The sequence below is a fragment of the Mycobacterium sp. DL99 genome (assembly GCF_004762045.1).
In the GTDB taxonomy this organism is placed as follows: Bacteria; Actinomycetota; Actinomycetes; order Mycobacteriales; family Mycobacteriaceae; genus Mycobacterium.
Genome location: NZ_SJOM01000007.1, coordinates 4,127,816 through 4,140,118, shown reverse-complemented (window position 1 = coordinate 4,140,118; position 12,303 = coordinate 4,127,816). Strand labels below are relative to the sequence as shown.

The following is a 12,303-nucleotide window of genomic DNA, read 5'->3' as shown; positions in this document are numbered from 1 at the left end:
GGCGGTTTCGGGCCGGTTTTTCCGCCATGGCGTTACACACGCGGAGTCTGATCGTGTGTGGCGCATCGAGATTGACGTGAGGGTCGTGAATCTCGCCGGATCATGACCCTCACGTCAATCTCGGCGCTCGGCCGCTATTTCAACAACGCGTGGCGATCGAAGTAGAAGTACGTGTACCCCGCGGTGATCCCACACACGAGGGTGGCCACGAGCAGCATCTGGGATCCGCTGACCACGACGCTGATGAGCCCACCGACGACGGCGCCGCCGGCGAATCCGGCCCAGAGCAGGAAATATCCCAGCCAATCACTCAGCCGGCCTCCGCTGATGTGGCGTTCGATGCCCTGTCCCATTTTCACCAGCGTCCCGGTCACATAGCTGAGCGGGATCGACACCTCACCGTCCTTCACGAACGACGTGTTCAATGCGCCGATGCCGAAGGCCACGAACAGGATTGGGACGTACGGAACATCGCGGGCCGTCCAGCCGCGTTCGAGGATGTCGACCACAGTGGACACCACCAGCGCCAGCGTCGTCAGCACGGTGGCGCCATGCGGGTGATTGACCCAGAGATGGCGGCGGCACAGCGATGCGATCACCACACCGCCGACAAAGGATGCCAACAGTAGTGCGGCGCCGATCGCCAGCCACGTCTCGTCCTGGAACAGCCCGAGGAAGGCCCGCTCGGTATTGCCCGTCATGAAGGTGACGAAGTACCCCGCCGAATGGGTGAACGCCGCTGCCCCCAGTAGTCCGGCCAGGCCGGCCAGAACCCATGACAACCGGGCCTCGCCGTCGAACTGTTGCGACATGTCACCCATTGTGGGGAGCGTTGCCGACGCTCGGGGTGGGATTCGCCGCCGGCGTCAGCTGTCGGAGCCGACCGTGACCGCAGTCGCCTCGTCGGTCATCTCGTCGAGTTCGTCCTCTTCGACATCGATCCCGACGAGGTGCGGACGGGTCAGGGTCAGCACACCGGCACCGGCCAGCACGGCGACCGCGCCCACCCAGTACGGCAGGTGCACACTGACCTTCTCGCCGAGCACTCCGGCCAGCCAGGGCGCCACGGCGGCACCGCCGAAGCGCAGGAAGCTGTAGGCCGCCGAGGCGACACCACGCTCCACCGGGGCCGCCTTCATCACGGTTTCGGTGATCAGCGTGTTGTTGATGCCGATGAACAGGCCGGCGATCACCACACCCGATGCCAGGACTGCCTTGGAATCCGTCCACACCGCCATCACGGCCAGCACGGCGGTGAAGGCGAGCAGGTTGAGGATGAGTACCCGCACCGTGCCGAAACGGTGCTGCAGCCGTGGGGCAACCACCACGGAGGTGAACGCCAACGCCAGACCCCAGCCGAAGAAGATCAGCCCGATCTGATGGGCGGTCATGTCCAGCGGGAACGGGGTGAAGGCCAGCAGGGTGAAGAACCCGAAGTTGTAGAACAGTGCGGTGATCGAGACGCCGAGCAGTCCGCGGTGGCGCAACGCCCGGAACGGATCGGCAAGTGTGGTGGCGCGTTCGGCGCGTGGCGTGGCCGGGAGCAGGAAGGCGGTGATCACCAGGGCGAAGGCCATCAGCGCCGAGACGCCGAAGAACGGGCCGCGCCAGGAGATCGAGCCGAGTACGCCGCCGACCAGCGGGCCGACCGCGATGCCCAGGCCCAGCGCTGCCTCATAGAGGATGATGGCTTGTGCCACAGAGCCTTTCGCGGAGTTGACGATGGTGGCCAGCGCCGTGGCGATGAACAGGGCGTTGCCCAGGCCCCAGAGTGCGCGCCAGCCCACGATCTCCATCACGGTGTCGCTCATCCCGGCCAGGCCGGCCCCGGCGATGATGATCACCAGGCCGAGGAGCAGGGTGCGCTTGGGGCCGATGCGGCTGGCCACCACGCCGGTGATCAGCATCGCCACGCCCATCACCGCCATGTAGCTGGTGAACAGCAACGACACCTGGGACGGCGAGGCGTCGAGGTTGTCGGCGATCGGTTTGAGGATGGGATCGACCAGTCCGATGCCCATGAAGGCGACGACGGAGGCAAAAGCGACGGCCCATACGGCCTTGGGTTGGCGCCACATCAGGGCGGTAACTCCTATCTAGTTTTTGAGCGGCAGTGGATGCTCGTCGACGTCGGTGAGCAACCGTCGAACGATGTCGACGGAAGCTGCCAACGTCTTGCGCTCCTCGGCGGTCAGGCGTTCGAGCCGCGGGTTGATCACGGCGGCGCGATCGGCCCTGGCCTGCTCCAGGGTCTGCCGGCCCTGCTCGGTGATGCGGATCAAAACCGCGCGGGCATCGCCGGGATCGGTGGTGCGTGACACCAGGCCGGCGTCTTCCAGACGGCGAACCTGGGTGGTCATGGTCGGCTGGGAGCAGTGATCGAGATAGGCGAGGTCGGAGATTCGTGCCTCGCCTTGATCTTCGATGGTGGACAGCAGCCGGGCCTGAGCCCAGGGCAGTGGTAGCCGGGTGCGCTGGGTGGCCAGCCGGTTCAACCGGGCGACGACTGCCAACAGGTCAGCGCCGAGTTCGGTGTCGTCGGATACCGTGGCATCCTCGGTCGGGGTCGACATCCCCCCATATTACATAGATTTACTATGTAGTCTAGTCGGCGGGCGTGCCCGCGCTCACATGACGGGCACCCGACACCCGCGATCGCGGCTGGCAGAATCGAACGATGACCGCGATACCCCCGGCGACGACGCCTCGGCGCGGCCTCACTCCCGGCGAGCTTGCGCAGGCCGCGGTGATGGCTGCACTCTGTGCGGCCACCGCGATCATCGCCGTGGTGGTGCCGTTCGCCGGAGGGCTTTCGGTGCTCGGAACGGTGCCCATGGGTCTGCTGGCCTACCGCTACCGGCTGCGGGTGCTGCTCGCGGCCACCGTCGCCGCGGGCACGATCGCCTTCCTGATCGCCGGCATGGGCGGAGCGATGACAGTCTTCGACTGTGCCTACATCGGCGGACTGACCGGCGTGGTCAAGCGCCGTGGCCGCGGCACCGGCACGGCGTTCGTGGCCGCCATCGTGGCCGGGGCGCTGTTCGGATCGGCGATCATCGTGGCGCTCACCGTGTTGACGAGGTTGCGCAGCTTGATCTTCGACTCGCTGAGCGCAGGCATCGAAGGGATCGCCAAGGTGCTCGAGCGCATTCCGGTGATCGACGTGGCCGCCGCACCGCTCAGGAACATCTTTGCCACGATGATCGACTACTGGCCGGTGCTCATGCTGTTCCTCGGCATCGCCAGCATCACCTCGATCAGCATGATCGGCTGGTGGGCCCTTTCGCGCATCCTGGCCCGGCTGCTCGGGGTCCCGGACGTCCACAAGCTCGACGCCGAGGACGAGGACGAGGACGACGCAGCGCCGATCGCTCCTGTGCCGGCCCGGTTGATCGACGTGCGGTTCCGGTACCCCGGCGTCGAGCGCGACGCGCTGGGCCCGGTGTCGATGGAATTGCAGCCCGGCGAGCATGTCGCGGTGACCGGGCCGAACGGCTCGGGCAAGACGACTCTCATGCTCATGCTGGCCGGGCGCCAACCCACCGCGGGCAGCATCGAGCGGGCCGGCGCCGTGGGGCTGGGCCGCATCGGCGGCACCGCAGTGGTGATGCAACATCCGGAAAGCCAGGTACTCGGGAGCCGGGTGGCTGACGACGTGGTGTGGGGACTGCCCGTCGGCACGACCGTCGATGTGGAGCGGCTCCTGGCCGAAGTGGGACTCTCCGGCCTGGCCGAACGTGACACCGGGGGATTGTCCGGTGGCGAACTGCAACGATTGGCCGTCGCCGGGGCGCTGGCCCGCGAACCCTCGCTGCTGATCGCCGACGAGGTCACCAGCATGGTCGACCAACAGGGCCGCGACACCTTGATGAACGTCTTGTCGGGGCTGACGGATCATCACCAGATGTCGTTGGTGCACATCACGCACTACAACGACGAGGCTGATTCCGCCGACCGCACCGTGATGCTCAACGGCAACGGCGGCACCGCAGACAACACCGACATGGTGCAGACCTCCGCGGTGCCCGTCGCCGCAACGCCCGTCGTGCACAACGCCGCGCCGGTGCTGGAACTGACCGGTGTCGGACACGAGTACGCCAGCGGAACCCCTTGGGCGAAAACGGCTTTGCGTGACATCACGTTCACCGTCAACGAGGGCGACGGAGTCCTGGTGCACGGCCTGAACGGTTCCGGCAAATCGACCCTGGCCTGGATCATGGCCGGGCTGACGGTTCCCACCTACGGCGCCTGCCTGCTCGACGGGGTTCCGGTGGCGCAGCAGGTGGGTTCGGTGGCGATCTCGTTCCAGGCCGCCCGGCTGCAATTGATGCGCCCCACGGTGGGGCGTGAAATCGCCTCCGCTGCAGGCTTCTCGGCGCGCGAGCACGACCGCGTCGCGGGGGCGCTGGAGATGGTCGGACTGGATGCCGCACTGGCCCAGCGCCGTATCGACCAGCTCTCGGGCGGTCAGATGCGTCGCGTCGTACTGGCCGGATTGTTGGCCCGCTCGCCGCGCGCGCTGATCCTCGACGAGCCGCTGGCCGGACTGGATGCCGCCAGCCAACGGGGGCTGCTGCGGTTGCTGGAGGACCTGCGGCGCAACAACGGGCTGACCGTCGTCGTCATCTCGCACGATTTCACCGGACTCGAGGGCCTGTGCCCGCGCACGCTGCACCTGCATCACGGTGAACTCGCCCTCGCCCCGACAGCTGCCGGAGGTGCCCGATGACCGCTCCGACACGAGGACAACGCAAGCCTGTCGTGCTGTTGCGTCCGGTGCCCGGCGACACCGTCATCCACCGGTTGTGGGCCGGTACCAAGCTGCTCTCCGTGGCGGGTATCGGTGTGCTGCTGACCTTCTATCCCGGATGGGTGCCGATCGGCGCCGTCGCGGTGCTGGTGCTGGTGACCGCGAGACTGGCGCACATTCCGCGTGGCGTCCTGCCGTCGATCCCGTTCTTCCTGTGGATCCTGCTGGTCGTGGGCGGGGCACTGGCTGCGCTGGCCGGCGGCTCCCCGTTTATCGACATCGGGTCGGTGCAACTCGGTCTGGGCGGGCTGCTCAACTACCTGCGGGTGACCGCGCTGGCGATCGTGCTGCTGGGGCTCGGTGCGCTGGTGTCGTGGACGACCAACGTCGCCGACGTCGCCCCGGCGGTGGCCACGCTGGGCCGTCCGCTGCGGGCGCTGCGCATCCCCGTGCACGACTGGGCGGTGACGATTGCGTTGGCACTGCGGGCTTTCCCGATGCTGATCGACGAGTTCCGCACGCTGTATGCGGCGCACCGGCTGCGCCCCGTCGAACCGGCCGAGACGTTCCGGGCACGGCGCAGGCAGCGGATCGCCAATCTGATCGATCTGCTGGCGGCCGCGGTCACCGTGGCGTTGCGCCGTGGCGACGAGATGGGTGATGCCATCACCGCGCGCGGGGGCGCCGGCCAGATCTCGGCGGCACCGTCAGGGCCCCGGGCGCGGGATTGGATCGCCTTCGCCATCCTCGTACTGGTCTGCGGCGGTGCCCTGGCTCTGGAGCTGACTGTCCTGCCCACCAGCCTGCCGCGGCGCTGACGGCTGCCCCGGGCGCGACCGGATGAGCCGGATGACGGCCACGATGATCACTGCCGCGATGACGACGGCCGCCAGCCACGGCAGGAGCAGGCCGAACACCATCACCGCCCCCGACGCCACCGAGACCAGGCCGTGCCACCCGCGCTCGACCTGCCCCCAGAACCCCTGATACTGCGGCGCGGGGCCGCCGATCTGCTCCGCGGTGATATCGAGATTGACCGTGCTGTAGTCGATCTGGTCACCGAGCTGGGTGCGCTGCGCGCGCAGGCTGTCGAGGTCCGCCTGGCGCTGTGACAACGCGTTCTCGGCCTGGATGAGGGCCTCGGGATCCTTGGCGTCCCGCATCATCCCCAGCAGCCGGTCCACCGAGGTCTGCAGCGCCTTGATGCGCGCGTCGAGGTCGACGCGCTGCGAGGTCACGTCATCGGCGCGGACCTCGACGGTCTGCACCGTGCCGAGTTTCTTGAACTCGTCAAGGGTGCCTTCGAGTTTGGCGGCCGGGACCCGCAGCGCCAGTGAGATGTGTGCGCGGCCGGAACTGGAGCCGGCGTCTTCGGACCGGCTGTCGATCCGGCCGCCGGCATCGGTGGCAAGCGATACGGCCTTGTCCGCAACCGCAGTCGGATTGCCGGTGGTGATCGACATCGACGCGGTCTTGACGATGTCGCGTTTGACCTCGGTAGGTATCGGCGCGTTCTTCATCCCCGGGCCGGCCTCCGGCGCCGGGGCCGCCGGGGCGAAACCGGCATCGCTCTGAGTGGCCGCCGGTGCCGAGGAATTGGGGGAGTGCCCGGCCGCGCAGGCCGGCGCGGCAGCCAACATGGCCGCGGCAAACAGTCCCACCGTCAGTCGGCGGTGGCGGGATGCGCTGGTGTGCTGGGGCATCAGCCCAATGTAGGCGAAGTGCTGTGAGGCACGTGTTGAATTCCTGATGCCCCGGACGTGGAGCGATCGGTCACCAGAGCATCCGGCAGTGCTGGGCACAAGGGAGCTTTGTGACCACACAAGGTCAAGACCTCTTTTGAATGCCGCCTGGGCGGCGAACCATCAAAAGCATGAAATGCCCAATCAACAAGGGACGCAAAGCCGGCGCCTTGTTGGCCGCTACGAGAGTCTTATGAGGTGAGGATGTTGAAGATTGTTCGTCACATTTCATACGCATTCATGGGATATGTGTTTCTGCTTTGCACGTTCGCCCTGCAGGGGCAGTTCGAAGTGGCTTTGGCCTACCGAAGTGGTTGGGCTCCAGTCGCCGGTGTGGCCCTGGGAGGCTCCCTTATCGCAGCCGCAATGTGTTTCCGCAAGCAGGTCCTGAAGCTGGCCGAGTGCCGTAGGAATCGCCATCCCCTCCATTGCGGGAACATCTTCGCCGAACCCCTCAGCCAAGAGGAACTCGATCAGTACTACGTGAATTATCGCGGCGGTCGGCGGCGTACCCAGTTGGCGGTGGCGCCGCGCGCATGGTGGCCCAACCAGAGTGAAGCACCGGAGCCTGTGCTGAGTCGGTTGTCGGCATGATCCCGCGCTCACTGGAGGGGTCCGCACACCTGCCTGGCAGAGCCGGCGGCAGTTCCCTAACGTGCGGCGGCCGTGTTCGCCGCCCACTGGGCGTCGGCCAGAGACTTCTCGATGTCACGGCGGCCCAGGAACATCTCATCGAAATACGGCTTGAGAGCCTGATATCCGGCCGGGAAGCCGGCCGCGCCGGGCGCTGGGATGCGCGGCCCCCGCAGCACCCGGAAGAAGGGGCTGACGTCGACTCCGCGTGCTTTCCAGTAGTCGTGGTAAACGGGCTGAGCGGCCAGCACGGCCGGGATGGCTGCGCCCTCGACACCCAGGTACTCGTTGCCGCGCTTGCTGCCCATCCATGACAACACCTCGCGCACCGCATCCGGGTGCCGGGTAGCCGAGTTCGCCGCTGCAGCAATGCCATTGGTGACACTGACCCGGCCTTTTGGGCCCGCCGGCAGCATCGCCACACCCCACCGGAACCGGGCCTGATTCGCAATGGCGGCGAGGTTGTAGGTGCCGGACTGGAACAGGGCCATCCGACCCTGCAGGAAGGTGTTGCGGGAGAAGTCTCCGTTGTTGTTGGTGGCCGAGGCCGGTGGGGCGACGTGATCGTCGTTGATCAGCCGAACCAGATAGGTGAACGCCTCGACGGCCTGCGGGTTGTCGAAGGCGAAGCGGTCACCGATGTTGAAGATGCCGCCCGCCGAGCCGATGTAGTTGAGGTAGATGCCCTGAAGGTCGTTGGCGGCGTTGTAGCCCCACTGCCGGATGCGGCCGATGTCGAAACCATCCGTGCCGGCCGAGCGGCCCTGCTCGTCGATGGTGAGCCGGGCCGCCAGCGATCGCAGTGTGTCGTCGGGTCCGTTCGACCATCGCAGCGTGGTCAGTTCGGCGAGATCCACTCCGGCGGCGTCGAGCAGGTCCGCGTTGAAGTACACCGCGATACCGGCATCGGTCAGTTGCGGAACCGCCCACAGGGCGTCGTTGCGGGTGAACTGGTTGACCACCGAGGGCTCCCACGCCCGGGCGGCGTTGGCGCCCAATGCCTGTCCGATGTCGAGTAGTCGGCCGTAGTCGGCGTACCCGGCGAGGTAGGCGTTGGACAGCCAGAAGATGTCGTCGGCGCTGCCGCCGGCCACATCGGTGCGCAGACTGTCGAAGTAGGCCGAATACGCGACGGTGTTGACCCGCACCTCGATGTCCGGGTGTTCCTTGCCGAACTCGGCGAAGGACTCCCGGTAGGCCGCCGCGACCTGCGGATCCCACAAGCGCACGGTGACGACGGTGCGGCCTTCGGGTTCGGTGGTGTGGCCGAGCAGCACCGCGGCGACGAGGAGGACGACCATGGTCAGCGCCAGGCCGATCGCGGCCATCGTCGAGCGCCTCATGGCCGGTGCCTACCGCGAGATCGACGTGAGGGTCGTTGCGGCGGCGTGTTCACAGCCCTGGTGTCGATCTCGACGCTCATTTGATCCCCGTCACGACGATCGAGCGGACGATGTTGCGCGAGAACGCGATGAACAACACGATCAGCGGGACGATCGCCACCGTGGTCGCCGCCATCACCAGCGTCCACTGCGCGTTGTACTGCGTCTGCAGCCCGGCCGTCGCGACCGTGAGCACCTGCCACTTGCTGCCACTGGTGATCACCAGTGGCCACAGGAAGTTGTTCCACTGGCTCACCACGGTGATCAAGGCCAGGGTCACCAGGATCGGCCGGCTGGCCGGCACCACCACATGGGTGATCACGTCCAGGGTGTGAGCGCCGTCGAGGCGGGCTGCGTTGATCAGGTCGCGCGGAATGGACCGAAAGTACTCGCGCAGCAGGAAGATCGCGTACGGCGAGCCGAACATGAACGGCAGCACCAGCGCCCAGAAGGTGTTTCGCAATCCGGCCTCGGCCATCATCAGATACAGCGGCACCACGGTCACCGTCGCAGGCACCATCAACGTTGCGATGTAGACCCAGAACAGCGCGTCGCGTCCCGGGAATTGCAGTCGGGCAAAGGCGTAGGCGGCCAGCACCGAGCACACCAGCTGGCCCAGCAGGATGACCGCCGTCATCAGCGCGGTCACCACGATGGCCCGGCCGAATCCGGCGTCGGCCAGCCCGACGTAGTTCTCCCACGTCGGAGGCTTGGGCGGTGACAGCGGGGAAGCGGTGGCGAACTGCTCGGCCGAGGTGAACGACGTCAGCAACCCGAGCCCGAAGGGGAGCAGGGTGATCACCGCGCCCAGGAGAAGACCCGTGTAGATCAGTGCGTTACGTGAGGTCATAGCTGATCCTGCGACGGAAGTAGACGTGCTGGACGAGCGTGATGCCGACGAGGATGACAAACAGCACGATCGCCATCACCGAGGCGCGGCCCACCGCGGCCGCGCCGAACGCCTCGGCGTAGATGCGGTGGGCGACCAGGTCGGTGTGGCCCTGCGGTCCGCCCGCGGTCAAGGCGTACACGGTGTCGAATACCTGGGCGGCGCTGACGATTCCGGTCACCAGTACGAAGAACATCGTCGGGCGCAGCATCGGCAGGGTGATGTGGCGGAACCGTTGCCAGTCGGTGGCGCCGTCGGTCCGGGCTGCGTTGTGCACATCGGCGGGGATGTTGAGGATTCCGGCCAGGAAGAACAGCGTCACGTAACCGACATTGGTCCACACCACCACCGCCGACACAACCGGCAGGGCCAGCCCCGGGTCGGTGAGCCAGTCCACTGGGCGGCCCAGCACGGTGCTCAGCGCCCCGTCGGTGGGGGCCAGGATCCATTTCCACAGCACCGCGATGGCCAGCGGCGCGCAGATCCAGGGCAGGACGTACACGGTGCGGAAGAACCCGGTGCCGGGCAGTCCACGGGCCAGCAGCGACGCGGCGATCAGTCCCAGCACGGTCTGCGTCGGCACCACCAGCAGCACGAACAGCAGTGTCACCGCCAGTGAGGTGGCGAACGACGAATCCGTCAGTACCGACGTCCAATTGTCCAGCCCCACATACTCGATCGGGCCGAGCAGATCCCACTTGTGCAGGCTCAGCCAGATCACCACCAGCATGGGCAGCAACAGGAAGGTGACCACGCCGAACAGGCTGGGGGCGACAAGTGCGTACCCCAGTGCGGTCGTGCGGACACGCGAGGTGGCCATCGGGCTATTAAAGCGGTTCGCAATGACGTGGCGCCACGTGGGCGGCTGTTGTCGAGGGCCACGGTGTCCTACACCGACGATGACGAAACGAGCTGGCGCGAGAACTCAAACTTGCTGGTTGTCGGTCTGATGCAAGTGACGCACGTTCTAAAACGTGGCGCGCTTGGCCGCGAGTATCTCTGCATCCCAGCATGATTCGGATAACTCGAAGGGGTGTGCCTCAGTGACCCGGCGCCGCCCGGCCGTCGACCCTGAGAGTAGCGACGGACGGGCGGCGAGCGAGCGCGGGGCATTGAATGGTTATTGAGACAACCCGAGCGCCCGTTCGACTGCGGCCACGAGCTCGGTGTCACTGCCGGGGGTATAGCCGGTGCTTCTCCAGGCGACATGGCGGTCCGGCCGCACCAACACACATCCAGAGTCATCGACCTCGCGTCGCTCGGCCCACTCACCATAGGGGTCGGTGATGTCTGCACCGACGCCGATGGTGTGCACTCGGACCGGCATGCCGAATCGTTCGGACGCCGCCGCGGCGGCGGGCACCCACTTTTCGCCGTCGATCCCGGTGAGCAGGGCGAACTCAAGGTCGTCGACGAGATCCAGCGACGAGATCGGCTGTCGACCCTTGCGCTCCAGGCGAGCGTGGGGGACTCGTGCCCCGGGTCGGGTGGTGGCTTCGTAGTAGAGCTGCGGATCGCGCTTCGGCTTGGGCGGCGCGTCACTTTCCGATGCGATGACATCGCTCCGGTAGCGGTACCCGAGTTCTGTTCCGTGCGCGTTGAATTGGTACTTGCTCAGTTCGACGGCCTGCCGCAGCGCTTCGCGACGTGCGTCGCCGGCCGGGCCCGCTTCGAAGAGCACGGACAGGGCCTGCTGTCCGTCCTCGACGGACTGGCCGGGTTCGTATCCCAGCGCGGTTTCGATTTCGCCCGCTTCCTGCAGGCTGGTGATTGCGCGGTGCACGCCCTCGGCACCCACGGGTTGGCGCTCGGCGCTGTAGCTGTCGAGGAGTGCACGGCCGCCACGTCCGTCGACGGCCAATGCCAGTTTCCAACCGAGATTGTAGGCATCGGCGACGGACATGTTCAGGCCCAGCCCGTTTGTGGGCGGATGACGGTGCACCGCATCGCCCATCAGGAACACGCGATCGTTGTGATAGCGGGGTGCGACCTGGGCGCGAACCTGCCAGCCCGCCAGTCCGAGGATCTCCGGATCGACCTCCTCGCCGACCAGGGTTCGGATGCGGTCGATCAGACGTTCCTCGGTCATCTCTTCAAGGGGGTCCACGGCGGGGTCGTATAGGAAGACCAGCACGAACTCCGTGTACGGCTTGTGGCAGATCAACGTCCCCACCCGCAACGACCCGTACGGGCCGGGTGCCACGTTCCACGTCAGCACTCCGGGGCGGTGCTCGAAGTACCGGGACAGGTCCGCGCGGAACCACACATTCGCTGCCCGTGCGAGATCGTCGGGGCCGTCGACCGACAGGCCCGCTTGGCCGAGCATCTTGCTGCGCGCTCCGTCCGCGCCCACCAGATACGTCGACCGCACGGTCACCTCGTCACCGGTATCGCGGTACCGCAGAGTGCTGGTGACTCCGGTGGCGTCCTGAATGAACTCGACGAACTCCAGTCCGAAGCGGACATCGCTGCCGGCGTCGCGTGTTGCCTCGACCAGCATCGGCTCGAGCACCGTCTGCGGGCAGTTCGCCATAGGTTCGGGACTGGCCTTGGCATAGTCGCCGGCCCGGTCAGCGCTGGTGCCCCAGGTTTCCGAACGCGCCACCTCGAGTCCGCTCAGGCTGGTCGCCCACACGTTGTTCGTCATGAGTTGCTGCGGCGTGGCCACCGCGTGGAATCGGTCGCTGACACGGAGATGGCGCAGAATCTCGACGGTCCGCTGATTGATGATGTGCGCACGTGGCGTGTGAGCGGTTCCCTGGTGTCGTTCGACGAGGAGGTGTTCGACCCCGTAACGGGCCAGAGACAACGACAGAGCCAAGCCGGCGGGTCCGGCACCGACGATCAGAATGGGAACCTCGATCGTTCCCGTGGTCTCACTGGACATCTGAATACTCCTTGTGGTGA

General features: G+C 66.7%; 11 protein-coding genes. 3 read left to right on the top strand and 8 right to left on the bottom strand.

From position 1 onward, the window contains the following. Window positions 1-134: 134 nt before the first annotated feature. From EYZ64_RS20300 to EYZ64_RS20290, 3 genes are read right to left on the bottom strand one after another with little or no spacing between them, the layout of a single operon-like run. Window positions 135-812, bottom strand: a complete 678-nt coding sequence (locus EYZ64_RS20300; protein WP_286175073.1) for a YoaK family protein — start codon at window positions 810-812, stop codon at window positions 135-137. A 54-nt stretch (window positions 813-866) separates the two neighbouring features. Then, entirely contained in the window at window positions 867-2,078 is a 1,212-nt protein-coding gene (locus EYZ64_RS20295) for an MFS transporter (protein ID WP_135456108.1), read from the bottom strand. 18 nt (window positions 2,079-2,096) lie between these two features. Continuing rightward, window positions 2,097-2,573 (bottom strand): MarR family winged helix-turn-helix transcriptional regulator, encoded by a 477-nt coding sequence (locus EYZ64_RS20290; RefSeq protein ID WP_135456106.1) that lies wholly within the window; start codon window positions 2,571-2,573, stop codon window positions 2,097-2,099. Window positions 2,574-2,677: 104 nt separating this feature from the next. Between EYZ64_RS20290 and EYZ64_RS20285 the strand changes: the two genes are divergently transcribed. Further along, entirely contained in the window at window positions 2,678-4,729 is a 2,052-nt protein-coding gene (locus EYZ64_RS20285) for an ABC transporter ATP-binding protein (protein WP_135456104.1), read from the top strand. Beyond that, window positions 4,726-5,568, top strand: a complete 843-nt coding sequence (locus tag EYZ64_RS20280) for a CbiQ family ECF transporter T component (protein ID WP_135456102.1) — start codon at window positions 4,726-4,728, stop codon at window positions 5,566-5,568. Before EYZ64_RS20285 ends, EYZ64_RS20280 begins: the two co-directional genes overlap by 4 nt. Here the strand turns inward: EYZ64_RS20280 and EYZ64_RS20275 are convergent. Beyond that, window positions 5,458-6,390 carry a DUF4349 domain-containing protein gene (locus EYZ64_RS20275; protein WP_167858152.1) on the bottom strand — a complete coding sequence of 311 codons (933 nt, stop codon included), beginning with the start codon at window positions 6,388-6,390 and terminating at the stop codon, window positions 5,458-5,460. The genes EYZ64_RS20280 and EYZ64_RS20275 overlap by 111 nt on opposite strands. Before the next feature lie 306 nt (window positions 6,391-6,696). Between EYZ64_RS20275 and EYZ64_RS20270 the strand changes: the two genes are divergently transcribed. Continuing rightward, the gene (locus EYZ64_RS20270) at window positions 6,697-7,086 is read left to right on the top strand and encodes a hypothetical protein (protein WP_135456098.1); all 390 of its coding nucleotides are present in this window, start codon (window positions 6,697-6,699) and stop codon (window positions 7,084-7,086) included. 56 nt (window positions 7,087-7,142) lie between these two features. Here the strand turns inward: EYZ64_RS20270 and EYZ64_RS20265 are convergent, their stop codons facing one another. The 4 genes from EYZ64_RS20265 to EYZ64_RS20250 form a co-directional block, all read right to left on the bottom strand. After that, window positions 7,143-8,468, bottom strand: a complete 1,326-nt coding sequence (locus EYZ64_RS20265) for an ABC transporter substrate-binding protein (protein ID WP_135456097.1) — start codon at window positions 8,466-8,468, stop codon at window positions 7,143-7,145. Window positions 8,469-8,544: 76 nt separating this feature from the next. Then, window positions 8,545-9,357 (bottom strand): carbohydrate ABC transporter permease, encoded by an 813-nt coding sequence (locus EYZ64_RS20260; protein ID WP_167857895.1) that lies wholly within the window; start codon window positions 9,355-9,357, stop codon window positions 8,545-8,547. Continuing rightward, complete coding sequence (locus EYZ64_RS20255; protein WP_135456095.1) at window positions 9,344-10,216, bottom strand: carbohydrate ABC transporter permease; 873 nt, start codon at window positions 10,214-10,216, stop codon at window positions 9,344-9,346. The genes EYZ64_RS20260 and EYZ64_RS20255 overlap by 14 nt, the downstream gene beginning before the upstream one ends. Window positions 10,217-10,516: 300 nt before the next feature. After that, a complete protein-coding gene (locus tag EYZ64_RS20250; RefSeq protein ID WP_135456093.1) occupies window positions 10,517-12,283 on the bottom strand; it encodes an FAD-dependent monooxygenase in 1,767 nt (588 codons plus the stop codon). Between the last annotated feature and the right edge of the window lie 20 nt (window positions 12,284-12,303).